The organism is Janthinobacterium sp. NKUCC06_STL (assembly GCF_019345455.1).
In the GTDB taxonomy this organism is placed as follows: domain Bacteria; phylum Pseudomonadota; class Gammaproteobacteria; order Burkholderiales; family Burkholderiaceae_D; genus Janthinobacterium; species Janthinobacterium rivuli.
This window is the reverse complement of record NZ_JAHKQY010000001.1, coordinates 502,869-525,226: the sequence shown is the minus strand read 5'-3', so window position 1 is coordinate 525,226 and position 22,358 is coordinate 502,869. Positions and strand designations below refer to the sequence as shown.

Here is a 22,358-nt window from a genome sequence, read left to right as displayed (position 1 = left end):
AAGTGCGGGGAATATGCAAATCAGTAACGTGGAAGAATTGAAGGTGTGGATCGCGGCGGGCGGCGTGCCCGACTATCTGTATTTCTGGGGACACACGCCGGCGCAGCCGCAGGTGCCCGACAAAAGTTGCTTCAGCCAGTGGTTCCCATCGCCATTCAGCCTGGCCGGCGTGACGTATGCGACGGCCGAGCACTACATGATGGCGCAAAAGGCGGCCCTGTTTGGCGACACGGCGGTGCAGGCGCGCATCGTGGCGGCCGGGCGGCCGTCGGAAGTGAAGAAGCTGGGGCGCGAAGTGGCGAATTTTAACGCCAAAGTATGGGAAGCGGCCCGCGCCGGCATCGTCTTCGATGGCAACTTTGCCAAGTTTTCGCAAAAGGCCGCGCTGCGCAAGTTTTTGCTGGGCACGGGCGAGCGCGTCATCGTCGAAGCCAGTCCCGTCGACCGCATCTGGGGCGTGGGCCTGGCGTCGGACAACCCGCGCATCCTGAGCCCCGCCACCTGGGATGGCTTGAACTTGCTGGGATTTGAACTGATGAAAGTACGCAGCGCCTTGCGTGCTTGACGAGTACTGTTGTTTTCCTGATGCCGCCGCGCCTGGCGCGGCCGGCCATGCCCCTGCCAGCCCTGTGGTCATCGAGGGGCGCTCTGACAAACCCCGCCGAATTTGTTATACTTGACTAAATCATTCAACTACTCAGGGTTTGAGAAGTTGAAAAGCCGCAATATTTTAAACCAGTTGACCAGAGGATGTATGCGTCTGACTACAAAAGGCCGTTTTGCCGTGACCGCGATGATCGATCTTGCCCTGCGCCAGGGTAAAGGTCCGGTCACCTTGTCCGGCATCAGCCAGCGCCAGTCGATTTCCCTGTCCTACCTGGAACAGCTGTTCGGCAAGCTGCGCCGGCATGAGATCGTCGAATCGATCCGTGGTCCCGGCGGCGGCTACAGCCTGGCGCGCCGTGCCGACAAAGTGACGGTGGCCGACATCATCATCGCCGTCGACGAACCGCTGGACGCCACGCAGTGCGGCGGCAAGGAACATTGCCACGGCGCCGATGCGGCCACGGGTGCGCGCTGCATGACGCATGAATTGTGGTCCACACTCAACGAAAAAATGGTCGATTATCTGGATTCTGTGTCCTTGCAGGACCTGGTCGACCAGCAGAGACAAAAGATTGCCGAACAAAGCGTGATGGTGATGCATCGTAACCACGCCGCCATCGGTTGAATATTACAAAATACTAAGTTGCTGATTGCAGGAGTTATTGATGAACGCCCCAGAAAAAAACGTAGGCCAAGTGCACTTTGAAACCGCACCGCATTTCCCGATCTACATGGATTACTCGGCCACCACGCCGATCGATCCACGCGTCGCCGACAAGATGATTCCCTACCTGCGCGAGCAGTTCGGCAATCCGGCATCGCGCAGCCACATGTATGGCTGGACGGCGGAAAAAGCCGTGGAAGAGGCACGCGGCTACGTGGCGGCCCTGGTGAACGCCGATCCGCGCGAAATCATCTGGACCTCCGGCGCGACGGAAAGCAACAACCTGGCCATCAAGGGCGCGGCGCAGTTCTACAAGACCAAGGGCAAGCACATCATCACCGTCAAGACCGAGCACAAATCGGTACTCGACACGGTGCGCGAACTGGAACGCATCGGCTTTGAAGCGACCTACCTGGAACCGCAGGACAACGGCCTGATCACCGTCGAGCAGCTGGCCGCGGCCGTGCGCCCGGACACCATCCTCGTGTCGGTCATGCTGGTGAACAACGAAATCGGCGTGATCCAGCCGATCGACGAGATCGGCGTATTCTGCCGCTCGAAAGGCATCATCTTCCATTGCGACGCCGCGCAAGCGACGGGCAAGGTCGTCATCGACCTGCAAAAGACCAAGGTCGACCTGATGACCTTCACGGCACATAAAACCTACGGCCCGAAAGGCGTGGGCGCCCTGTACGTCTGCCGCAAGCCGCGCGTGCGCCTGGAAGCGCAGATGCACGGTGGCGGCCATGAGCGTGGCCTGCGCTCGGGCACCCTGCCAACGCACCAGATCGTCGGCATGGGCGAAGCGTTCCGCATCGCCAAGGAAGAAATGGACAGCGAAATCGGCCGCATCCTGGCCTTGCGCGACCGCCTGGCCAAGGGCCTGCAAGAGATCGAAGAAGTCTACATCAACGGCGACATGGATCACCGCGTGCCGCACAACCTGAACGTGAGCTTCAACTACGTCGAAGGCGAGTCGCTGATCATGGCGATCAAGGATATCGCCGTGTCGTCCGGTTCGGCCTGCACCTCGGCCAGCCTGGAACCATCGTACGTGCTGCGCGCCCTGGGCCGCAGCGACGAACTGGCGCACAGCTCGATCCGCTTCACCATCGGCCGCTTCTCGACCGAGGAAGACATCGACTTCGCCGTCAACCTGCTGAAATCGAAAGTACACAAGCTGCGCGAACTGTCGCCGCTGTGGGACATGTTTAAAGATGGCATCGATATTAATTCGATCCAATGGGCAGCCCACTAACCAACACCGTGGCCCCTGTTGACGGGGCCGGCAAGAATATTAAAGGAGCATCAAAATGGCTTACTCGGACAAAGTACTCGATCACTACGAAAACCCGCGCAACGTGGGCGCTTTCGACAAGGGTGATGAAACCATCGGTACCGGCATGGTCGGCGCGCCTGCCTGCGGCGACGTGATGAAACTGCAGATCAAGGTCGGCGCCGATGGCTTGATCGAAGATGCGAAATTCAAGACCTACGGCTGCGGTTCGGCCATCGCGTCGAGCTCGCTGGTGACCGAATGGGTCAAGGGTAAAACCCTGGATCAGGCGCTGGCCATCAAGAACACGCAGATCGCCGAAGAACTGGCCCTGCCGCCAGTGAAGATCCACTGCTCCATCCTGGCGGAAGACGCCATCAAGGCGGCAGTACTGGATTATCAAACCCGTCACCCGGCAGCAGCTTAAACGTTGGTAGCCCGCCCCAGCCGCAAGGCCGGGGCAGTTACGGAGAAATACATGATCACACTGACCGAAAAAGCGGCGAAACACATCAACCGTTATATCGAACGGCGCGGCAAGGGCATGGGCCTGCGCTTTGGCGTGCGCACCACGGGCTGCTCGGGCCTGGCTTACAAGCTGGAATATGTCGATGAAGTGGCGGCCGAAGACAGCGTTTTTGAGTCGCACGGCGTGAAAGTCTTCGTCGACCCGAAAAGCTTGCCTTACATCGACGGCACGGAACTCGATTTCGCGCGCGAAGGCTTGAACGAAGGTTTCAAGTTCCACAATCCGAACGAAAAAGACGCCTGCGGCTGCGGCGAGTCCTTCAGGATTTAAACAGCTGGCAAGACCCCGGTCGGTGCGCTGTACCCATCGATTGCGGTACAGCGACCACTGACCATTATGCAAAACCACTTCGAATTATTCCAGTTGCCGGCGCAGTTCTCGCTCGACATGAGCGCGCTCGACGCGGCCTACCGCGACGTGCAGGGCAAGGTCCACCCGGACCGCTTCATCAACGCCAGCAGCGCTGAAAAGCGCGTGGCGATGCAATGGGCCACGCGCGCCAATGAAGCCTACCAAACCCTGAAAAGCCCGCAAAAACGCGCGCAATACCTGTGCGAACTCAATGGCGTCGACCTGCAGACGGAGTCGAACACGGCCATGCCGGTCAGTTTCCTGATGCAGCAGATGGAGTGGCGCGAAGAACTGGGCGACGCGCGTGCGGGCAAGGATGCCGACGCGCTCGACGCCCTGGACCGCCAGCTGCGCGGCGAACGCAAGGCCTTGCTGGCGCAGGTGGCGGCCCAGCTCGACGCCGCCGACTATGTGAATGCCGCGCAAAGCGTGCGCGCCCTGATGTTCCTCGACAAGTTCGGCGAGGAAGTCCGTTTTGCCTACGAAGCCATGGAAGCCTGACTGGCTAATCGCTTGACCGGCGTGCCAAGCGCCAGTCTGGCGCGCGTCTTATAATGCGCGACAGGCATCAACCGCATCACGCAAAAAATTAATCGAGGCACGAATACAATGGCACTTCTGCAAATTTCCGAACCAGGCATGTCGACCGCGCCGCACCAGCATCGCCTGGCCGTCGGCATCGATCTGGGCACCACCAATTCCCTGGTCGCCACCGTCCGCAACAGCATCCCCGAGGTGCTCAACGACGAAGACGGGCGCTCCCTGCTGCCCTCCGTCGTGCGCTACCTGCCGAACGGCCACGCCAACATCGGCTACAAGGCCCTGGCCGCGCAAACCACCGACCCGAAGAACACCATCGTTTCCGTCAAGCGCTTCATGGGCCGCGGCCTGGCCGACATCGCCTACGCGGAAAACCTGCCCTACGACTTCCAGGATACGCCTGGCATGGTGCAGCTGAAAACCGTGGCCGGCGTGAAAAGCCCCGTCGAAGTGTCGGCGCAAATCCTCGCCACCCTGCGCCAGCGCGCGGAAGACTCGCTGGGCGACGACCTGGTCGGCGCCGTGATCACCGTACCGGCCTACTTTGACGACGCGCAGCGCCAGGCCACCAAGGATGCGGCGCAGCTGGCCGGCATCAACGTGCTGCGCCTGCTGAGCGAGCCGACGGCCGCCGCCATCGCGTATGGCCTCGATAACGCTTCCGAAGGCGTGTACGCCGTGTACGACCTCGGCGGCGGCACCTTCGACATCTCGATCCTGCGACTGAGCAAGGGCGTCTTTGAAGTCTTGTCCACGGGCGGCGACTCGGCCCTGGGCGGCGACGATTTCGACCGCCGCCTGTTCTGCTGGATCAGCGAGCACGCCAAGCTGGCGCCCCTGTCCGACGAAGACACGGCCATCCTGATGGTGAAAGCGCGCGAGATCAAGGAATTGCTGTCGACCAAGTCGGAAACGACGATCGACGCCAAGCTGAACTCGGACGAAGAGATCCATCTGCGCATCACGGCAGCGGACTTTGCCGCCATGACGCAGCACCTGGTCGCCAAGACCATGAACGCCATCAAGAAAGCTTTGCGCGACGCGAACGTGGATGCGGACGACGTCGACGGCGTGGTGATGGTGGGCGGCGCCACGCGCATGCCGCACGTGCAGCGCGCCGTGAGCGAATTCTTCCACACGACGCCGCACGCGAACATCGACCCGGACAAAGTGGTGGCGCTGGGCGCCGCCATCCAGGCGAACTTGCTGGCCGGCAACCGCGCCGCCGGCGACGACTGGCTGCTGCTGGACGTGATCCCGCTCTCGCTGGGTATCGAAACCATGGGCGGCCTGGTGGAAAAGATCATCCCGCGCAATTCGACGATCCCGTGCGCCCGTGCGCAGGAGTTCACGACGTTTAAAGATGGCCAGACGGCGCTGGCCGTGCACGTGCTGCAGGGCGAGCGCGAACTGGTCAGCGACTGCCGCTCGCTGGCGCGTTTTGAATTGCGCGGCATTCCGCCGATGGTGGCGGGCGCCGCGCGCATCCGCATCACCTACCAGGTCGATGCGGACGGCTTGCTGTCCGTCTCGGCGCGCGAATTGCGCTCGGGCGTGGAAGCGTCGATCAGCGTCAAGCCGGCGTATGGCCTGGGCGACGACGACATCGCGCGCATGCTGCAGGATTCGTACACGTCGGCCGACGTCGACATGGTGGCGCGCGCGCTGCGCGAAGAGCAGGTGGAAGCGGAACGCATCCTGCTGGCCACGCAATCGGCGCTGGACGAAGACGGCGGCTTGCTCGATGACGCCGAACGCGTCACCGTCGACGGCCTGATGCAGCGCGTGCGCGACGCCATCGTGCAGTCGCAAAGCGGCGCCATCGACCACCAGGCCTTGAAGCTGGCGATCGAAGCGCTGGCCGACGGCACCGAGGATTTCGCCTCGCGCCGCATGGACCGCAGCGTGCGCACGGCTCTCACCGGCAAATCGCTGGACCAGGTCGTACAAGACTAATTGAACAGCGCGCCGCCGAAACTGCGGCCGCGCTCCGAATGACAGACTGAAAGAAGAAACCATGCCACAAATCGTTATCCTGCCGCACGCCAAGCTTTGCCCGGACGGCGCCGTCATCGAAGCCCCTGCCGGCAAGTCCATCTGCGACATCCTGCTGGAAAACGACATCGACATCGAGCACGCCTGCGAAAAATCGTGCGCCTGCACCACTTGCCACGTGCTGGTCCGCGAAGGCATCGAATCGCTGAACGAAGCGACGGAACTGGAAGAAGACATGCTGGACAAGGCCTGGGGCCTGGAAGCCGTGTCGCGCCTGTCGTGCCAGTCCATCGTGGCCGAGGCCGACCTCGTCGTCGAAATCCCGAGATACACGATCAACCAGGTCAGCGAAGGCAGCCACTAAGATGAAATGGTCCGACATCACCGCGATCGCCGAAGCCTTGTTCGACACGCATCCGGACATCGATCCCCTGACCGTGCGTTTCACCGACCTGCATAACTGGGTGGTGGAACTGGACGGCTTCGACGATGACCACACGCGCGGCGGCGAAAAAGTGCTCGAAGCGATACAGATGGCGTGGATCGATGAAGCGCGCTAAGGGCGCGGCAGCCGCCGCCACCGCAGTCGCTGTGCCGAAAGACGTCATCACGGCCGCCAGCAACATGCCCGAGATCAAGGATGGCCAGTCGGTCGCCTTGCTGCAGGAATTGCACATCCTGACGCGCGACGGCAAGATGAACCAGGACAGCCGCCGCAAGCTCAAGCAGGTGTATCACCTGACGCAGTTCATCGAACCGCTGCTGCGTGAAGTGCAGCTTGACCATCCTGGCGTCTCCCTGGTCGACCACGGCGCAGGCAAGTCGTATCTGGGCTTTATCCTGTACGACCTGTTCTTCAAGAATGGCAACGATGGCTCGCACATCTACGGCATCGAGACGCGCGAAGAGCTGGTGCAGCGCTCGCAAGAGCTGGCGAAGAAATTCAAGTTCCCCGGCATGTCCTTCCTGCCGCTGTCCGTGGCCGAATCGACGGAATCGAATTTGTTGCCCCAGCAGATCGACATCGTCACGGCCTTGCATGCGTGCAACACGGCCACCGATGACGCGATCCACTTCGCCTTGAAAAAGAAGGCGAAATTCATGGTGCTGGTGCCATGCTGCCAGGCGGAAGTCGCGTCCGTGCTGAAGAAGAACAAGGGCAAGAGCCTGGGCAAGAGTGTCTTGACGGAACTGTGGCGCCACCCGCTGCACACGCGCGAGTTCGGCAGCCAGATCACCAACGTGCTGCGCTGCCTGCAGCTGGAAGCGCACGGCTACCAGGTCAGCGTGACGGAACTGGTGGGCTGGGAACATTCGATGAAGAATGAACTGATCATCGCCAGCTACAAGAACTTGCCGCGCCAGCGTCCGACGGAGCGTCTGCAGGAAGTGCTGCAGACCTTGGGCCTGGAAGAGATGGGCCACCGTTTCTTTGCCGAGGAATTGGCCAAGGCGCAGGCCTGACTTGTTGGATTACGCGTTCCGCTAATCCAACCTACCATATTCGCCATCGCCGCGCAGGCCGGGTAGGTCGGATTAGCGCGGTAGCGCGTAATCCGACAATCAGCGGGCAATCAGCAACAACGTCAACAAGAGGGGAGGAGCGGGTCGGTTACAATACCGGCTTTCTCCTCCCTTGCTTTTTGCGCCTCTTCATGACCACACCAATCGAAATGCCCACCGTCCGCCTGGCCAAGCGCCTGTCTGAAGACGTACCCTGTTCGCGCCGCGAGGCCGAGCTGTATATCGAGGGCGGCTGGGTCACGGTCGATGGCGTGCTGGTGGAAGAGTCGGGCGCGCGCGTGGCCGACAATCAAACGGTGGTGCTGCTGCCGAACGCGACCCTGGAAGAAATGCCGCCCGTGACGATTTTGCTGCACAAGCCGGCCTGGATCAACGGCGGCGTGGGTAGCGAAGGCAAGCCGGCATTGAGCTGTTTGCGTCCCGAAGAGATTTTCACGCCGGAAAATGTGGCGCCCAGCTCCGTCACGCGCTTCCTCAAGCGTCATCTGATCGGCCTGACCATCACCAATCCGCTCGAGACCATGGCCTCCGGTTTGCTGGTGTTTACGCAGGATTTTCGCGTGGCCCGCAAGCTGGTCGACGAAGCGAAAACGGTGGAGCAGGAATTCATCGTGGAAGTGTCGGGTGCCATCGCCGAGAATGGCCTGGCGCTGCTGAATCACGGCTTGCCCTTCAATGGCAAGCCTTTGCCGCCGATCAAGGTCAGCTGGCAAAATGAAACGCGTTTGCGCTTTGCCTTGAAAAACGTGCAGCCGGGCCAGATCGCCCATATGTGCAAGATGGTGGGACTGGACGTCGTCGCCATGAAGCGCTTGCGCATCGGCCGTATTTCGATGGGCGCCATGCCGTCAGGCCAGTGGCGCTATCTGCAAGGCTACGAACGCTTCTAAAGCTGCGGCGCCACGATGGAATGGCTTTCCGCAAAGCTTTTCCAGAGCCGTTCGGCGATATTCAAGGCGATGGTATCGGCCTTCTCTTGCAGGGCCGCATTGCCCATGCTTTCCGTCGTGGCGAAGAACAGGGTCAGCCAGCGGCGGAACATGCAGGGCGTGAGGTGTTCCATTTGCGCGTGCTGGGCCAGCGGCTTGCCGTGGTAGCGCATGGTGCCGCGCAGCAAGCCTGACCAGAAATCGACCAATGTTGCCAGGTGGGCATCCCAATCCTTGACCTCGGCGGCAAAGATGGGGCCCAGCATGGCGTCGTCGCGCGCGGCCGCATAAAAGGTGTGGACGAGGTGTTTGACTTCGTCTTCGCTGCAGACTTCCTCGCGGTAGGGAGCGAAGCGGGTGTGGGGGAGGGGGGCGGTATTATTCATGGCATGCCATGATCGCAGAGCCCCCGTGGCGCTTCAATGACCCAGGTCAAGCCGCATAAAAACTCAGGCGGCGACTTTCTTCGACTTCTTCGCCGGTGCCGGCAATTGCACGATTTGCGTGCCCGCCAGCTTGTCGTGCAGGAATTGCCCATTGCCCGTGAACAGGGCTGTGCCAGACCAGGCCAGGATGCCGACGCCGATGGCGCCCAGAGCTGTCCAGTGCTGCAGGTCGAAGGCATACGCCGCCACGAGCGCGGGCAGCAGCCACATCCATGACAGGACGTAACGGTAGGCGGCCACGCGCAGCGGCACGTGGGCGTGGCCCGGCAGCACGACTTTCAGGCGCCACGTCTTCATGGCCAGGGTTTGCCCTTCGCGGCTCCACTGATGGATGAAATACGCGCCCATGACGAGGAAGGCCAGGCATTGGCGCATGTGTTCCGTCAACGGCGTATGTGCGCCTTGCACGGCCAGTTCAAACAGCAGAAACGGTAAAAAGAGCACGGCCAGAGCCAGCAGCGACTCGTACACCATGGAAATCAGGCGGCGCTTGATCGTGGGATGGGAAGTGATGCTGGCGGCAGGCGTGCTATTTGACATTGCTTGGCAGTGGGGCAGACGTAACAGGTGGCGTGACGGGCACGGCGGCGGCGGGTGGTGTGGTGGCGGCAGGGTCGCTTGCCGGCACGGCCGTCGCTGCGGGAGCGGGCGGCAGGACGGGTGCGGCGACGGCAGGCGCTGCCGGCGTGGCGGGCGGCAGAATCACGGGCGGCTTGCTCGTATTCGAATTGATCGCCGGCACTTTACCCAGCGGTTTTTTCGGCACGAGTTCCGTCGCCAGCTTTTTCTTTTGATCTTCCGGCAATTGCTGGTATTGCTCCCATTGCGCGGTTTTTTGACCCGGATCAATCTTTTTCGTGCGCGTATAGTTTTCGCGCACGAGGCGGCGCTGTTCCGGCGTCAGCTTGACCCATTCGCGCATGCGGTCATGCACGCGGGTTTGCTCGTCTGGTGTCATGGACGCGAAACGGTTGGCGATATCGAGCCATTTCTGCTTGCGCAGCGGTTCCAGCTTGTTCCATTCGCCGGCCAGCGGCTGCAGGGCTTCCTGCTGCGCGCGCGACAGCTTGTTCCACGATGGATTCTCGCCCGCCTTGGGCGTGCTGCCTTTGCCGGCCGTGCGGGGCGAGCCGGGCTTGGCGGCCGGGGCTGGCGCCACCACGGGCGCGGCCGCCACGGGAGGGGCGGCGGGAGCGGCATGTTGCTGCGCGCCTACCCAGGCGGCGCCCGCCAGGGCGCAGGCACCCAGGCCGATGCCGCCGGCCAGCCAGCCTTTGCGTACGCTCGTGCGTGCCATTTATTGCTCGCGTTTCGTCAGGTAGGCGTTGAAGCCATGGTCCATATAGGCGGAGAGCGGCAATTCGTCCGACAGGACGGCGGCGTCGATTTCTGCCAGTTCGGCAATATGTTGTTCCTGCTCAAACTGATAGATGCCCACCAGGCCGCCAACGAGCAGCAGCAGGGGGATGATGACGCTCATGCGGCCCAGCCACGACAGCGGTTCGACGAACAGGCTGCTGGCGATGCCGGCGAAGACGTCCTTGCGTACGGCGACGGCGGCGGGCGCGTCCGCCTTTTTGCGCGACAGGGCCAGCTTGCGTGCCGCTGCCAGGCGATCGGTGGCCGATGCGGGCAGGTCGTCGAGTTTTTCGTTCAGTGCATGGCGCACTTTGTAAGCGAAATTGAGATCGTCGGTGTTCATAATTTAATTCCCTTGGCTTTCAGCGATTCGGCGAGCGTGTGGGTAGCTCTAGAGCAATGTGTTTTCACGCTACCTTCGGAGCAACCCATCGCTTCCGCTGTTTCAGCCACATCCATGTCCTGCCAGTAACGCATGAGGAAGGCTTCGCGTTGACGTGAAGGCAGTTTTTGTACCTCTGCATCAATCAAATCAAGCATTTGCGCGCGTTCGACCTGGTCGGCCGACGATTCGGCGGCGCTGGAGCCCTGTTCCGATTCATATGTGTCAAGTATATCAAAATCTTCATGCTCGTCGCCCGAAGGCTTCATGCCGGAAAACAGGCTGACCCAGGTGTTGCGCACTTTTTCGCGGCGGAAATAGTCGAGTATGGTGTTCTGCAGGATGCGCTGGAACAGCATCGGCAGTTCGGCGGCCGGCTTGTCGCCGTACTTTTCGGCCAGCTTGATCATGGCGTCCTGCACGATGTCGAGTGCCGACTCTTCCTTGCGGACCGCGTAGGCGGCTTGCTTGAAGGCGCGCCGCTCGACATTTTCTAGAAAGTCGGATAATTCTTTGTCTGTTGCCATGCGGTATTGGGGATCTTAGCGGCTGCGGGGGCGGTGGGCGAATTGGGGCGGGTATGCTTTTTGCAACCCCGTGCATGCTAGCAAAAAATGTGCGTTTCCGCAGGGTTTTTGCACGGCGTGCGGGCGAAATGGCCTTTCGGCCGACATTTTCCTTGACCATAATGGTGCAACGCGATAACGTATGGGACGCTTTGAACACCCCAAAGCCCTATGGTCAGGTCGCGACCGGCACACAAGGCCATCCGCGGCAAGACGCGCTTTCATTTGTAGGCAGTTTGTTCTAACCCGCGCCACAAGCGCGAGCGGTTCGTACAGGCGCCACAGAAACTCCGGCCAAACGAGTTGCGTTAAGCGTTGTTTTGTAAGGTATCTATGGGTGCCCAAAGAAATGTCGTGACCGCATGAAAAGGGAAGCAGGAGCACTGTCGCGCACGGCGAACTTCGTCAGGAAAGAACATCCGATCAATCTCCAATGGACCTTGAAAGGAATGTTTCATGAATACCGAAGCAGCAGCAGGACCCATTACCGGCGCAGAAATTGTCGTGCGCTGTCTGGCTGAAGAGGGCGTCGAGCACGTCTTTGGATACCCGGGCGGAGCCGTACTCTACATCTACGACGCCATCTTCCAGCAAAACAAATTCCAGCATATCCTGGTACGCCACGAGCAGGCCGCGATCCACGCCGCCGATGCCTATTCGCGCAGCTCGAACAAAGTCGGTGTCGCCATCGTCACGTCCGGTCCGGGCGTCACGAATGCCGTCACGGGCTTGTCGACCGCGTACATGGACTCGATTCCCATGGTGGTGATCTCCGGCCAGGTGCCGAGCCACGCCATCGGACAGGATGCGTTCCAGGAATGCGACACGGTCGGCATCACGCGCCCCGTCGTCAAGCACAACTTCCTCGTCAAGGACGTCAAGGACCTGGCATCGACGATCAAGAAAGCCTTCTTCATCGCCCGTACCGGCCGTCCGGGACCCGTGCTGGTCGATATCCCCAAGGATATCAGCATGCACAAATGCCATTTCGACTATCCGAAGGAAGTCGAGATGCGTTCCTACCGTCCCGTCGACAAGGGCCACTCGGGCCAGATCCGCAAGGCCGTGCAGCTGTTGCTGCAAGCCGAGCGCCCGATGATCTACACGGGCGGCGGCGTGATCCTGGCGAACGCCTCGGCCGAGCTGAACAAGCTGGTTGACCGCCTGGGTTTCCCGTGCACCAACACCTTGATGGGCCTGGGCGGCTACCGCGCCTCGAGCGAGCAATATGTCGGCATGCCCGGCATGCACGGCACCTATGAAGCGAACATGGCGATGCAGAACTGCGACGTGCTGATCGCCATCGGCGCCCGTTTCGATGACCGCGTGATCGGCAACCCGAAACATTTCGCCTCGCATCCGCGCAAGATCATCCACGTGGACATCGATCCATCGTCGATTTCCAAGCGCGTCAAGGTTGATATCCCCATCGTCGGCAACGTCAAGGACGTGCTGATCGAGTTCCTCGCGCAACTCGACGCGGCCGAAGCCAAGCCGAACGTCAATGCCCTGAGCAACTGGTGGAAGCAGATCGCCGAATGGCGTGGCCGCGAATGCCTGAAATACCCGACTTCCGACCTGGTCATCAAGCCGCAATCGGTGGTGGAAAAGGTATTCCAGATCACCAAGGGCGATGCCTTCATCACGTCCGACGTGGGCCAGCACCAGATGTGGGCCGCGCAATACTATGGCTTTGACAAGCCGCGCCGCTGGATCAATTCCGGCGGCCTGGGCACCATGGGTGTCGGCTTGCCATACGCCATGGGCGTGCAGATGGCCAATCCGGACGCCACCGTTGCCTGCATCACGGGCGAAGGTTCGATCCAGATGTGCATCCAGGAATTGGCAACGTGCAAGCAGTACCACCTGACGCCGAAGATCATCATGCTCAACAACCGTTTCCTTGGCATGGTGCGCCAGTGGCAGGAAATCGATTACGGTTCGCGTTATTCCGAGTCGTACATGGATTCGCTGCCCGATTTCGAAAAGCTGGCGGAAGCGTATGGCCACGTGGGCATGAAAATTGAAAAACCGGGCGACGTCGACGGCGCCCTGAAAGAGGCGTTTGGCATGAAAGACAGGCTGGTATTCATGAACTTCATTACCGACCAGTCCGAAAACGTGTGGCCCATGGTGAAAGCCGGCAAAGGCCTGTCCGAAATGATGCTCGGCTCGGAGGACCTCTAATCATGCGCCATATTATTTCTGTCTTGCTGGAAAACGAAGCGGGCGCCCTGTCGCGCGTGGTGGGCCTGTTCTCGGCACGCGGCTACAACATCGAAACATTGACGGTGGCGCCGACGGAAGACTCGACCCTGTCGCGCATGACCATCGTCACCAGCGGTTCGGACGACATCATCGAGCAGATCACCAAGCACTTGAACCGCCTCATCGAAGTGGTGAAAGTGGTGGACCTGACCGAAGGCCAGCATATCGAACGCGAGTTGATGCTGATCAAGGTTCGTGCCGTGGGCAAGGAGCGCGAGGAAATGAAGCGCACCGCCGATATCTTCCGTGGCCGCATCATCGATGTCACCGAAAAGACGTACACGATCGAACTGACCGGCAACAAGGTCAAGCTCGACGCGTTCATCGATTCGATCGACCGCGCCGCCATCCTGGAAACCGTCCGCACGGGTGGTTCCGGCATCGGCCGCGGCGAACGCATCCTCAAAGTATAAAAAGATAAGCAGCACTACGCGGCCCTGGCGCCGCATTTAAAACAACAACGCATCATCAAATTATAGGAAATACCATGAAAGTTTTTTACGACAAAGACGCTGACCTCTCCTTGATCAAAGGTAAAAACGTTGCCATCATCGGCTACGGTTCGCAAGGCCATGCACACGCACAAAACCTGAACGATTCGGGCGTCAACGTCACCGTCGGCCTGCGCAAGGGCGGCGCTTCGTGGACCAAGGTCGAGCAAGCCGGCCTGAAAGTGGCGGAAGTCAACGACGCCGTGAAAGCTGCCGACGTCATCATGATCTTGCTGCCGGATGAAAACATCGCTCAGGTCTACAACGAAAACATCGCCCCGTTCGCCAAGCAGGGCGCCGTGCTGGCCTTCGCCCACGGCTTCAACGTGCATTACGGCCAAGTCGTGCCACGCGCCGACCTGGACGTGATCATGGTTGCGCCGAAAGCCCCGGGCCACACCGTGCGCGCCACCTACACCCAGGGTGGCGGCGTGCCCCACCTGATCGCCGTGTACCAGGATAAATCGGGCATCGCCCGCGATATCGCCCTGTCGTACGCCTCGGCCAACGGCGGCGGCCGTGCCGGCATCATCGAAACGAATTTCCGTGAAGAAACCGAAACGGATCTGTTCGGCGAACAAGCCGTGCTGTGCGGCGGCGCCGTGGAACTGATCAAGGCCGGCTTCGAAACCCTGACGGAAGCGGGCTACGCGCCTGAAATGGCGTATTTCGAGTGCTTGCACGAACTGAAACTGATCGTCGACCTGATCTATGAAGGCGGCATCGCCAACATGAACTACTCGATCTCGAACAACGCCGAATACGGCGAATACGTGACCGGTCCTAAGGTTGTGACGTCGGCCACCAAGGATGCGATGCGTCAATGCCTGAAAGACATTCAAACGGGCGAATACGCGAAGAGCTTCATCCTGGAAAACAAGGCAGGCGCACCAACCCTGATCTCGCGCCGCCGTCTGACGTCCGAGCACCAGATCGAAGAAGTGGGCGCGAAACTGCGCGCCATGATGCCTTGGATCGCCAAGAACAAGATGGTTGACCAGTCGAAAAACTAAGCAGTTATCGTTCTTTACAAGAAGCCGGCGCAAGCCGGCTTTTTTTATGCGCATCGTTTTGCCAGCAACATCCGTTACAATCAGGCCCATTCAATCCTACCGTCAGCATCATGCTTGTTTTTTCTAAAGTTTTTGTCGGGAATCTTCATGTGCTCAAGCGCCCCTTCCTGGTGACCATCAGCTGCTGGTTTCTGATTTTCGGCTCACTGTCAGCGCTGGTCTCGTCCTACCTCGGCCGCAACGATCCCGCCATGCAGGCCGCAATGGGGCACAGCGTGATTCCCGCCGAGGCGCAATACGCGATTTTGCTTTTCAGCATGAGCATTAACCTGGTGGCAGCGCTGGCCATGCTGCAAAGGCAGCGTGGCGCGCGCACCGTGTATCTGGTGTGGGGCGTGATCGATATTGTGATCTGCCTGGCGACCTTGCCGGTCAAAATGCACGTCTTGCCTGGCGCGCTCCTGTTCGCCGTCATCTGCGCCTTGCTGTACAGTCCGAAATCGAATGCCTGGTTTTCGCCACGCAAGGCGGCCAATGATGCCTGCATGACGCCAGCGTGAGCGCGGTTGTTTTGGCGCGCACGCTTTTCGCCCGCCTCCTGTTTTTTTATATTCCTATATAATCCCGCCCTTCCTTTGCAGTTTTACATGGACTGCATCTGTTTCGGTATCTGCCGACCGCAACGCGCATCACCGCTTTTGTAGCACGCCAGGCGCTAATTGATCAGCCGCTTGGCAACCTGAAGGACCCCTATGACTGACCGCATTACCGCCACAGTACCCATGCCGGGCACTGCAGAATCTTCCATTTCCGAACGGCTTCCCGTCCTGGCCTTGCTGGCCTTGGCCATGACGGCGTTTCTCGCCCTCCTGTCGGAAACCTTGCCGGCCGGCTTGCTGCCGCAGATTGCCCGTGATTTGAATATCTCCGAAGTCATGACGGGCCAGCTGGTGACCGTCTACGCCATCGGCTCCATCCTGACGGCGATCCCGCTGACGGCACTGACGAGCGGCTGGCGCCGGCGCAATGTCTTGCTGCTGGCCATCATCGGTTTCTTGATCTTCAATACGGCGACAGCCCTGTCGCCCAACTATATGGTTGCCCTGGCCTCGCGCTTCGTCACGGGCATGGCCGCCGGGCTGGCCTGGGGCTTGATGGCCGGCTACGCGCGCCGCATGGTGAGCGTGGAACAGCAGGGCAGGGCGATGGCCATTGCCATGATCGGCACGCCGCTGGCTCTGTCGCTGGGCGTGCCGCTGGGCACCCTGATGGGCGGCGTGCTGGGCTGGCGCAGCATCTTCGGCATCATGTCGGGCCTGGCCGTGGTGCTGGTCGCGTGGGTGCTGCTGGTCGTACCCGATTATCCGGGGCAAAAGAATGGCGAGCGCCTGTCGATTCGCCAGGTGTTCCTGACGCCGGGTGTGCGGCCGATTCTGGCCGTCATCGTCGCCTGGATGCTGGCGCATAACATTCTGTATACCTACATCGCACCGTTCCTGGCGCCGTCCGGCCTGCGCCCGCGCGTCGACCTGGTGCTGCTCGTGTATGGCGTGGGTTCGCTGGCTGGCATCTGGCTGGTCAGCCAGCTGATCGACCGCTGGCTGCGCCCGCTCGTGCTGGGCTGCATCGCCGCCTTGGCCCTTGTGATGGTGGCGCTGGGGCTGGCGATGGACTCGCCTGCCGTGATCTATGTCAGCATGGCCATCTGGGGCATCACCTTCGGCGGCGCCGGTACCTTGCTGCAGACGGCGTCGGCGGACGCGGCCGGCGATGGCATGGACGTGGCGCAAGCCATGGTGGCGACCATCTGGAACGTGGCCATTGCGGGCGGCGGCCTGGCCGGAGGCTTGCTGCTCGACGGCTATGGTGCGGCTTCGTTCCCGTGGGCCATGCTGGCCTTGCTGATGGTGGCATTGACCATTGCCTGTCGCGCGCATCGCCACAGTTTCAAGCCGGGCCGGCGCAGCGGCGGCACGGTGGTCGGACACTAATAACATTGTTATTTATGATGACAGTGTGTTGAAATGTGAGCAGATGTGACTGGCGGGCGCATTTTGTGACGATTTGTTAATTTGCGCCACGGTTATGAATGAGGCGTTAGAATCTACACAGTTTGACAAGTTTCTCAGGCGAAAGGGATGGCAAAAGCGTCCCTTTCGCTGGCTGTCAGCCACATTAACTACCTAGGAGTACCCCCATGACCGTGATGAAATCCGTCCTTGTTGCCGCCGCAGCCACCGTTGCCCTGAGCGCGCAAGCCCAATCCTTGCCAACCAACGGCACCCTGGTGGTCGTACCCGCATTTGGCGAAGTCAAGCATGTCAATGACCAGGTGGTCGCTACCCTGGCCGTTGAAGAACAGGACAAGGACAAGGCTGCCGCCGCGTCGCGTGTCAACCAGAAGATGAACAAGGGCATCGCCATCGTCAAGCAGGCCGACCCGTCGGCAGCGCTGAAATCGTACGGCTACTACACCTATCCCGTGTATCCGGAAGAGCGCCCATTGCCGGCTGGCGCCGTGGCCAAGCCGCGCTTGCCTACGGCCTGGCGTGTCGGCCAGTACCTGGAAGTGACGACGGCCAACCTGGCGACCTTGCCAAAAACCGTGTCGGCGGCGCAAGGCGTGCTGACTCTGAATGGCTTGAATTTCGGCCTGAAACCGGAAACCATCCGCCTGCTCGATGACCAGCGCATCGCCGCCACGTATAAAAACCTGAACGAGCGCGTGGCTGCCATCGCCAAGGCCATGGGCCGCAACGTCTCCGACGCCGTGCTCGATACGGTGGACTTCGAAGGTTCGGGCAACTATGTCACCGAAAACCGTGCCGCCGCCGCACCGATGATGATGCGCAGCGCCAAGATGAGCGAAGACAGCACCGTCGCCGAACCAAGCTTCGAACCAGGCGAAACGACGCTCGACATGCGTGTCGTCGGCAAGGTCAAGTTCAAGTAAGCTGAAGTAAGCTTATTAGCGTGGAAATACTTCCACAATAAAATGTTTTAAAAATCATGGGGCTGTTGGCCCCATGCTTGTTTTTGCCCCCATATTTTCCAGGAGAACACCATGACCGTCATGAAATCACTGCTGGCCGCCGCCGCCGCTACCGTTGCCCTGAGCGCCCAAGCCCAGACCTTGCCCACCTCCGGCACCCTCGTGGTGGTGCCCGCGAATGGCGAAGTGGTGCATGCGAACGACCAGGTGACCGTCACCCTGGCCATCGAAGAGCAGGACAAGGACAAGGCCGCCGCCGCCTCGCGCGTGAACCAGAAGATGAACCAGGGCGCGGCCATCGTCAAGAAAGCCGATCCGCAAGCCGTGCTGAAAACCCAGGGCTATTACACGTATGCCGTGTACCCGGAAACGGCGCCGCTGCCGCCTGGCGTCGCCGCCAAGCCCAGAGTGCCGACCGGCTGGCGAGTGGGCCAGTACCTGCAGGTAACGACGACCAACCTGGCCGCCTTGCCGAAAACTGTTTCCGCGGCGCAAGGCGTGCTGACCCTGAACCGTTTGAACTTCGGCCTGGCGCCCGCCACCATCCGCAAGCTCGACGATCAGCGCATCGCCGCCGCCTATAAAAACCTCAACGAACGCGTGGCCGCCATCGCCGGCGCCATGGGCCGCAATGTCAATGACGCCGTGATCGACACCATCGATTTCGAAGGTTCGGGTAATTACGCGCAGCGCGTCAATGTGACCGGCGCACGCAACATGAGCGCCGACGTTGCAAGCTATGGTGGCAGCCAGGTGGCCGAACCGAGCTTCGAGCCGGGCGAAACGACCCTGAACATGGGCCTGGTGGCGAAGGTCAAGTTCAAATAATGCTTGAACAGGCGTCAATATTGCCGGCTTGACGCCGCCGCGCTTTTCTTTGGCGGTGGCTCCTCTATAATGGCAATATCGGCGGGCGCATGCCATGACAGTCATGCACCCGCTATCTGGCACCGATTCCCCCGCAGTACACAAGATATGGAACAACATGGCAAACTTCCCCCGTCGTAGAGGCAAGAACGGCACTCCCGCAACATCCAAAGCGTCCCGCTTCAGCAAATTCGTGCGCCAGCCGGTGGCCGATGGCGCGGGCAAGAAAACCTTGCGCCGCCGCGGCATCTATCTGTTGCCGAATGCCTTCACGACGGCAGCCCTGTTTTGCGGCTTCTACGCCATCGTCATGGCCATGAACCAGAAATTCGAACACGCGGCCTGGGCCATCTTCATCGCCATGATCCTCGACGGCCTCGACGGCCGCATCGCGCGCCTGACGAATACGCAGAGCGAATTCGGCGCCCAGTACGACAGCCTGTCCGATATGGTCTCGTTCGGCGCCGCACCGGCGCTGGTGATCTACGAATGGTCGCTGCGCGGCATGGGCAAGCTGGGCTGGCTGGCCGCCTTCGTGTATTGCGCCGGCGCCGCCTTGCGTCTGGCCCGCTTCAACACGAATATCGCCGTGGTCGACAAGCGCTTCTTCCAGGGCTTGCCCAGCCCGGCGGCAGCGGCCATGGTGGCCGGCTTCATCCTGCTGATGAACGACCTGGAATTTGCCGGCAACCAGCTGGCCTGGGTGTCGTGGACGATCGCCCTGTTCTCCGGCCTGACCATGGTCACCAACGTGCCGTTCTACAGCTTCAAGGATGTGAATTTCCGCAAGTCCGTGCCTTTCATCGTGGTATTCCTGCTGGCATTGTTCTTTGCGCTCATTTCCATCGACCCGCCGAAAGTGCTGTTCCCGATTTTCGTCGCCTATGGCCTGTCCGGCTACGCCGTGTTTTTCTGGCGCATGGCGAAGGGCAAGCCCGTCAGCATCATCCAGACCGACCCCGAGCATTGATGCGCTGAGTCGGTAGCGTCGCCAGTCTTCAGCCAGCCAGGAGCAGCCATGAACACCAGCAACCGACTCATCATTTTTGACACCACCTTGCGCGACGGCGAGCAATCGCCGGGCGCTTCCATGACGCGCGAGGAAAAGCTGCGCATCGCCAAGCAGCTCGAACGGCTGAAGGTCGACGTGATCGAAGCGGGCTTCGCCGCCGCCTCGCAAGGCGACTTCGAGTCGATACGGGCGATTGCCGGCGCCGTGCGCGAGTCCACCATCTGTTCGCTGTCGCGCGCCAACGACCGCGATATCGCCCGCGCCGCCGAAGCCCTGGCGCCAGCCGAGCGCAAGCGCATCCACACGTTCATCGCCACCTCGCCCCTGCACATGCAGATCAAGCTGCGCATGACGCCAGAGCAAGTGCTGACGCAGGCGCAAAACGCCGTGCGCTACGCGCGCCAGTTCACGGACGATATCGAATTCAGCCCCGAAGACGGCAGCCGCTCCGACGAGGATTTTCTCTGCCGCGTGCTGGAAGGCGTGATCGCCGAGGGCGCCACCACCATCAATTTCCCCGATACCGTGGGCTATGCCGTGCCGGAAATCTTTGGCGCCACCATCAAGCGCTTGCGCGAACGCATACCAAACTCCGATAAAGCCATCTGGTCCGTGCATTGTCATAATGACCTGGGCCTGGCTGTGGCCAATTCGCTGGCTGGCGTCATGATCGGCGGCGCGCGGCAGATCGAGTGTACGGTCAATGGCCTCGGCGAGCGGGCCGGCAACACGGCGCTGGAAGAAGTGGTGATGGCGCTGCGCACGCGCGCCGCCTATTACAACTTGACGGTGGGCATCGACACGACGCAGATCGTGGCCGCGTCCAAAATGGTGTCGCAGATCACGGGCTTTGCCGTGCAGCCGAACAAGGCCGTCGTCGGCGCGAACGCCTTCGCGCACGCGTCCGGCATCCACCAGGATGGCATTTTAAAAGCGCGTGAAACGTATGAAATCATGCGCGCCGAAGACGTGGGCTGGACGGCCAACAAGATCGTCCTTGGCAAATTGTCGGGGCGCAATGCGTTCAAGCAGCGGCTGCACGAGCTGGGCATCGCGCTCGAATCGGAGGCGGAAGTCAACGCGGCTTTCCTGCGCTTCAAGGAGCTGGCGGACCGGAAATCCGAGATTTTCGACGAAGACATCATGGCCCTCGTCAGCGAGGAGCAGCAGGCGCAGGAGAGTGAGCACTACCGTTTCATTTCCCTGACACAGCAGTCGACGACGGGCGCCGTACCGCATGCGCGCGTGGAGTTTCTCGTCGGCGGCGTGCAGCGCAGTTGCGAAGGGCAGGGCGACGGTCCCGTCGACGCCACCGTCAACGCCATCGAAAGCGCGGCCGCCAGCGGTGCCGAGCTGGTCCTGTTCTCCGTCAACGCCATCAGCACGGGTACGCAGTCGCAGGGCGAAGTGACGATGCGGCTGTCGCGCGACGGGCGCATCGTCAATGGCGTGGGCGCCGACCCGGATATCATCGTCGCGTCGGCCAAGGCGTATTTGTCGGCATTGAACAAATTACACGCCAAGGATGAGCGGATCGATCCCCAGCCGTGAGGGGGCGCTAACTACCAGAAAAAGCGGCGCTCTTCCTTGGCCGGATCGGGCCCGTTCATCATCATGCGCACGATGCCGTCGTGGTCGAAGTGCACGTGCATCATGGAATCCCACACGCCCGACTCCTTGTAGCGGTAGGACCAGACGTGCAGTTTCGGCAGCGACAGGTACGAGGTTTCCGTCGGGCGGCCCAGGGTGTGCAGCACGTCTTGCTGGGTCGATACGCCCACCTTGATGCGGGCAAAGCCCGGTGTGTCGAGCACTTGCTCGTAGGAAATTAACCTGTCGTCAGGGCCGAAGCGCGCCATGTAGGTGTACTGGCCGTACGGGCCCGTCGCGTATTCGAGTTCCGCACCCGTGGGCAGTTGATAGATATTGCTTGGCCGGCCCAGGCGTGCTTCCACGGCGGCGCGCGCTTCGCCCGGCTGGGGCGCCGGGACGTTCCAGCTGGCGCAGCCGGCCAGCGCGGCAAACAGCAGCGGTGTTGCTGATTTGAGCAGTTTTTTCATGGTTGACCTCCTGAAATGCAGGAAAACCCTATCATGCACCGAGAAAAGCGCGCACGGCAGGATACAGGCGGGCATTTTTCCGATATACTTGCGCGTCTGGTTGGCAGCATAGGCCAGTATTTTAATAATCGTAGTTCACGGTGGATAGGGTTCAGACTCTGTGCACCGCATGTGAAAGGTTTATCATGACAGTAGAAAACATCAACAAAGCCGCTATCATCGCGGACAACGCACGTGGTCAAAACGACACCGGCTCCCCTGAAGTGCAAGTTGCACTGCTGACAGCTCGCATCAACGAACTGAACGGCCACTTCAAAGCCCACTCGAAAGATCACCACTCCCGCCGCGGCCTGATCATGATGGTCAACCGTCGTAAGAGCCTGTTGTCCTACCTGAAGGCTAAAGACGCTACCCGTTATCGCGACCTGATCGCTAAACTTGGTCTGCGCAAGTAATTTTTGCCGTACAAGGTTTATACAGAAATGCCT

General features: G+C 60.7%; 27 protein-coding genes. 21 read left to right on the top strand and 6 right to left on the bottom strand.

All coding sequences use genetic code 11. The features are described 5' to 3' along the window. The first annotated feature begins 13 nt into the window (after window positions 1–13). The 11 genes from KO539_RS02425 to KO539_RS02375 all read left to right on the top strand — a co-directional run bounded on the left by KO539_RS02425 (window position 14) and on the right by KO539_RS02375 (window position 8,375). The gene (locus KO539_RS02425) at window positions 14–565 is read left to right on the top strand and encodes an NADAR family protein (RefSeq protein WP_219307160.1); all 552 of its coding nucleotides are present in this window, start codon (window positions 14–16) and stop codon (window positions 563–565) included. 189 nt (window positions 566–754) lie between these two features. After that, complete coding sequence (gene iscR / locus KO539_RS02420; RefSeq protein ID WP_034750086.1) at window positions 755–1,231, top strand: Fe-S cluster assembly transcriptional regulator IscR; 477 nt, start codon at window positions 755–757, stop codon at window positions 1,229–1,231. A 40-nt stretch (window positions 1,232–1,271) separates the two neighbouring features. Beyond that, the gene (locus tag KO539_RS02415) at window positions 1,272–2,528 is read left to right on the top strand and encodes an IscS subfamily cysteine desulfurase (protein ID WP_219307158.1); all 1,257 of its coding nucleotides are present in this window, start codon (window positions 1,272–1,274) and stop codon (window positions 2,526–2,528) included. A 55-nt stretch (window positions 2,529–2,583) separates the two neighbouring features. Further along, complete coding sequence (gene iscU, locus KO539_RS02410) at window positions 2,584–2,973, top strand: Fe-S cluster assembly scaffold IscU (protein ID WP_034779562.1); 390 nt, start codon at window positions 2,584–2,586, stop codon at window positions 2,971–2,973. 51 nt (window positions 2,974–3,024) lie between these two features. After that, complete coding sequence (gene iscA, locus KO539_RS02405) at window positions 3,025–3,345, top strand: iron-sulfur cluster assembly protein IscA (protein WP_010399774.1); 321 nt, start codon at window positions 3,025–3,027, stop codon at window positions 3,343–3,345. Between the two features lie 66 nt (window positions 3,346–3,411). Continuing rightward, a complete protein-coding gene (gene hscB, locus KO539_RS02400) occupies window positions 3,412–3,927 on the top strand; it encodes a Fe-S protein assembly co-chaperone HscB (RefSeq protein ID WP_099378267.1) in 516 nt (171 codons plus the stop codon). 108 nt (window positions 3,928–4,035) lie between these two features. After that, window positions 4,036–5,922 carry a Fe-S protein assembly chaperone HscA gene (hscA, locus tag KO539_RS02395; protein WP_219307157.1) on the top strand — a complete coding sequence of 629 codons (1,887 nt, stop codon included), beginning with the start codon at window positions 4,036–4,038 and terminating at the stop codon, window positions 5,920–5,922. A 61-nt stretch (window positions 5,923–5,983) separates the two neighbouring features. Further along, complete coding sequence (gene fdx, locus KO539_RS02390) at window positions 5,984–6,325, top strand: ISC system 2Fe-2S type ferredoxin (RefSeq protein WP_219307156.1); 342 nt, start codon at window positions 5,984–5,986, stop codon at window positions 6,323–6,325. Window position 6,326: 1 nt separating this feature from the next. After that, on the top strand, window positions 6,327–6,521 hold the full coding sequence (gene iscX / locus KO539_RS02385; protein ID WP_034750067.1) for a Fe-S cluster assembly protein IscX: 195 nt from the start codon (window positions 6,327–6,329) through the stop codon (window positions 6,519–6,521). Continuing rightward, window positions 6,508–7,425 (top strand): SAM-dependent methyltransferase, encoded by a 918-nt coding sequence (locus KO539_RS02380; protein ID WP_374106315.1) that lies wholly within the window; start codon window positions 6,508–6,510, stop codon window positions 7,423–7,425. The genes iscX and KO539_RS02380 overlap by 14 nt, the downstream gene beginning before the upstream one ends. A gap of 191 nt (window positions 7,426–7,616) precedes the next feature. Next, window positions 7,617–8,375: an rRNA pseudouridine synthase gene (locus KO539_RS02375; RefSeq protein WP_219307155.1), complete on the top strand. Its 759-nt coding sequence runs from the start codon at window positions 7,617–7,619 to the stop codon at window positions 8,373–8,375. Here KO539_RS02375 and KO539_RS02370 read toward each other — a convergent pair. The 5 genes from KO539_RS02370 to KO539_RS02350 form a co-directional block, all read right to left on the bottom strand. Beyond that, window positions 8,372–8,800 (bottom strand): group III truncated hemoglobin, encoded by a 429-nt coding sequence (locus tag KO539_RS02370; RefSeq protein WP_176388401.1) that lies wholly within the window; start codon window positions 8,798–8,800, stop codon window positions 8,372–8,374. The genes KO539_RS02375 and KO539_RS02370 overlap by 4 nt on opposite strands. 63 nt (window positions 8,801–8,863) lie before the next feature. After that, on the bottom strand, window positions 8,864–9,400 hold the full coding sequence (locus KO539_RS02365; RefSeq protein WP_219307154.1) for an RDD family protein: 537 nt from the start codon (window positions 9,398–9,400) through the stop codon (window positions 8,864–8,866). Beyond that, the gene (locus KO539_RS02360; protein WP_219307153.1) at window positions 9,390–10,157 is read right to left on the bottom strand and encodes a DUF3106 domain-containing protein; all 768 of its coding nucleotides are present in this window, start codon (window positions 10,155–10,157) and stop codon (window positions 9,390–9,392) included. The genes KO539_RS02365 and KO539_RS02360 overlap by 11 nt, the downstream gene beginning before the upstream one ends. After that, the gene (locus KO539_RS02355; RefSeq protein ID WP_035820561.1) at window positions 10,158–10,562 is read right to left on the bottom strand and encodes a DUF3619 family protein; all 405 of its coding nucleotides are present in this window, start codon (window positions 10,560–10,562) and stop codon (window positions 10,158–10,160) included. It lies immediately after the preceding gene. Continuing rightward, window positions 10,559–11,128 (bottom strand): RNA polymerase sigma factor, encoded by a 570-nt coding sequence (locus tag KO539_RS02350; protein ID WP_034750048.1) that lies wholly within the window; start codon window positions 11,126–11,128, stop codon window positions 10,559–10,561. The genes KO539_RS02355 and KO539_RS02350 overlap by 4 nt, the downstream gene beginning before the upstream one ends. A gap of 495 nt (window positions 11,129–11,623) precedes the next feature. Between KO539_RS02350 and KO539_RS02345 the strand changes: the two genes are divergently transcribed. The 9 genes from KO539_RS02345 (at window position 11,624) to KO539_RS02305 (ending at window position 21,361) form a co-directional block, all read left to right on the top strand. Next, on the top strand, window positions 11,624–13,354 hold the full coding sequence (locus tag KO539_RS02345) for an acetolactate synthase 3 catalytic subunit (protein WP_219307152.1): 1,731 nt from the start codon (window positions 11,624–11,626) through the stop codon (window positions 13,352–13,354). 2 nt (window positions 13,355–13,356) lie between these two features. After that, entirely contained in the window at window positions 13,357–13,848 is a 492-nt protein-coding gene (ilvN, locus tag KO539_RS02340; RefSeq protein ID WP_010399754.1) for an acetolactate synthase small subunit, read from the top strand. Window positions 13,849–13,922: 74 nt separating this feature from the next. Further along, window positions 13,923–14,939, top strand: coding sequence for a ketol-acid reductoisomerase (gene ilvC / locus KO539_RS02335; RefSeq protein ID WP_034750044.1), 1,017 nt, complete (start codon window positions 13,923–13,925; stop codon window positions 14,937–14,939). Between the two features lie 149 nt (window positions 14,940–15,088). Continuing rightward, the gene (locus KO539_RS02330; protein ID WP_219307151.1) at window positions 15,089–15,499 is read left to right on the top strand and encodes a hypothetical protein; all 411 of its coding nucleotides are present in this window, start codon (window positions 15,089–15,091) and stop codon (window positions 15,497–15,499) included. A 192-nt stretch (window positions 15,500–15,691) separates the two neighbouring features. Next, on the top strand, window positions 15,692–16,930 hold the full coding sequence (locus KO539_RS02325) for an MFS transporter (protein ID WP_219307150.1): 1,239 nt from the start codon (window positions 15,692–15,694) through the stop codon (window positions 16,928–16,930). Between the two features lie 206 nt (window positions 16,931–17,136). Continuing rightward, the gene (locus KO539_RS02320; protein ID WP_219307149.1) at window positions 17,137–17,892 is read left to right on the top strand and encodes an SIMPL domain-containing protein; all 756 of its coding nucleotides are present in this window, start codon (window positions 17,137–17,139) and stop codon (window positions 17,890–17,892) included. A 111-nt stretch (window positions 17,893–18,003) separates the two neighbouring features. Continuing rightward, complete coding sequence (locus KO539_RS02315; RefSeq protein WP_219307148.1) at window positions 18,004–18,759, top strand: SIMPL domain-containing protein; 756 nt, start codon at window positions 18,004–18,006, stop codon at window positions 18,757–18,759. Between the two features lie 157 nt (window positions 18,760–18,916). Then, window positions 18,917–19,768: a CDP-diacylglycerol--serine O-phosphatidyltransferase gene (pssA, locus tag KO539_RS02310; protein WP_219307147.1), complete on the top strand. Its 852-nt coding sequence runs from the start codon at window positions 18,917–18,919 to the stop codon at window positions 19,766–19,768. 48 nt (window positions 19,769–19,816) lie between these two features. Further along, complete coding sequence (locus tag KO539_RS02305) at window positions 19,817–21,361, top strand: 2-isopropylmalate synthase (RefSeq protein ID WP_219307146.1); 1,545 nt, start codon at window positions 19,817–19,819, stop codon at window positions 21,359–21,361. A gap of 11 nt (window positions 21,362–21,372) precedes the next feature. Here the strand turns inward: KO539_RS02305 and bamE are convergent, their stop codons facing one another. Continuing rightward, the gene (gene bamE, locus KO539_RS02300; protein ID WP_219307145.1) at window positions 21,373–21,870 is read right to left on the bottom strand and encodes an outer membrane protein assembly factor BamE; all 498 of its coding nucleotides are present in this window, start codon (window positions 21,868–21,870) and stop codon (window positions 21,373–21,375) included. Between the two features lie 185 nt (window positions 21,871–22,055). On the opposite strand from bamE, the gene rpsO reads away from it, so the two are divergent. Next, window positions 22,056–22,325, top strand: a complete 270-nt coding sequence (gene rpsO / locus KO539_RS02295) for a 30S ribosomal protein S15 (protein ID WP_010399743.1) — start codon at window positions 22,056–22,058, stop codon at window positions 22,323–22,325. Window positions 22,326–22,358 lie beyond the last annotated feature (33 nt).

Bases quoted from the DNA above. Each gene is read 5' to 3' on its own strand.
- KO539_RS02425 (WP_219307160.1), top strand. From the start codon at position 14: ATGCAAATCAGTAACGTGGAAGAATTGAAGGTGTGGATCGCGGCGGGC.
- iscR (WP_034750086.1), top strand. From the start codon at position 755: ATGCGTCTGACTACAAAAGGCCGTTTTGCCGTGACCGCGATGATCGAT.
- KO539_RS02415 (WP_219307158.1), top strand. From the start codon at position 1,272: ATGAACGCCCCAGAAAAAAACGTAGGCCAAGTGCACTTTGAAACCGCA.
- iscU (WP_034779562.1), top strand. From the start codon at position 2,584: ATGGCTTACTCGGACAAAGTACTCGATCACTACGAAAACCCGCGCAAC.
- iscA (WP_010399774.1), top strand. From the start codon at position 3,025: ATGATCACACTGACCGAAAAAGCGGCGAAACACATCAACCGTTATATC.
- hscB (WP_099378267.1), top strand. From the start codon at position 3,412: ATGCAAAACCACTTCGAATTATTCCAGTTGCCGGCGCAGTTCTCGCTC.
- hscA (WP_219307157.1), top strand. From the start codon at position 4,036: ATGGCACTTCTGCAAATTTCCGAACCAGGCATGTCGACCGCGCCGCAC.
- fdx (WP_219307156.1), top strand. From the start codon at position 5,984: ATGCCACAAATCGTTATCCTGCCGCACGCCAAGCTTTGCCCGGACGGC.
- iscX (WP_034750067.1), top strand. From the start codon at position 6,327: ATGAAATGGTCCGACATCACCGCGATCGCCGAAGCCTTGTTCGACACG.
- KO539_RS02380 (WP_374106315.1), top strand. From the start codon at position 6,508: ATGAAGCGCGCTAAGGGCGCGGCAGCCGCCGCCACCGCAGTCGCTGTG.
- KO539_RS02375 (WP_219307155.1), top strand. From the start codon at position 7,617: ATGACCACACCAATCGAAATGCCCACCGTCCGCCTGGCCAAGCGCCTG.
- KO539_RS02370 (WP_176388401.1), bottom strand. From the start codon at position 8,800: ATGAATAATACCGCCCCCCTCCCCCACACCCGCTTCGCTCCCTACCGC.
- KO539_RS02365 (WP_219307154.1), bottom strand. From the start codon at position 9,400: ATGTCAAATAGCACGCCTGCCGCCAGCATCACTTCCCATCCCACGATC.
- KO539_RS02360 (WP_219307153.1), bottom strand. From the start codon at position 10,157: ATGGCACGCACGAGCGTACGCAAAGGCTGGCTGGCCGGCGGCATCGGC.
- KO539_RS02355 (WP_035820561.1), bottom strand. From the start codon at position 10,562: ATGAACACCGACGATCTCAATTTCGCTTACAAAGTGCGCCATGCACTG.
- KO539_RS02350 (WP_034750048.1), bottom strand. From the start codon at position 11,128: ATGGCAACAGACAAAGAATTATCCGACTTTCTAGAAAATGTCGAGCGG.
- KO539_RS02345 (WP_219307152.1), top strand. From the start codon at position 11,624: ATGAATACCGAAGCAGCAGCAGGACCCATTACCGGCGCAGAAATTGTC.
- ilvN (WP_010399754.1), top strand. From the start codon at position 13,357: ATGCGCCATATTATTTCTGTCTTGCTGGAAAACGAAGCGGGCGCCCTG.
- ilvC (WP_034750044.1), top strand. From the start codon at position 13,923: ATGAAAGTTTTTTACGACAAAGACGCTGACCTCTCCTTGATCAAAGGT.
- KO539_RS02325 (WP_219307150.1), top strand. From the start codon at position 15,692: ATGACTGACCGCATTACCGCCACAGTACCCATGCCGGGCACTGCAGAA.
- KO539_RS02320 (WP_219307149.1), top strand. From the start codon at position 17,137: ATGACCGTGATGAAATCCGTCCTTGTTGCCGCCGCAGCCACCGTTGCC.
- KO539_RS02315 (WP_219307148.1), top strand. From the start codon at position 18,004: ATGACCGTCATGAAATCACTGCTGGCCGCCGCCGCCGCTACCGTTGCC.
- pssA (WP_219307147.1), top strand. From the start codon at position 18,917: ATGGCAAACTTCCCCCGTCGTAGAGGCAAGAACGGCACTCCCGCAACA.
- KO539_RS02305 (WP_219307146.1), top strand. From the start codon at position 19,817: ATGAACACCAGCAACCGACTCATCATTTTTGACACCACCTTGCGCGAC.
- bamE (WP_219307145.1), bottom strand. From the start codon at position 21,870: ATGAAAAAACTGCTCAAATCAGCAACACCGCTGCTGTTTGCCGCGCTG.
- rpsO (WP_010399743.1), top strand. From the start codon at position 22,056: ATGACAGTAGAAAACATCAACAAAGCCGCTATCATCGCGGACAACGCA.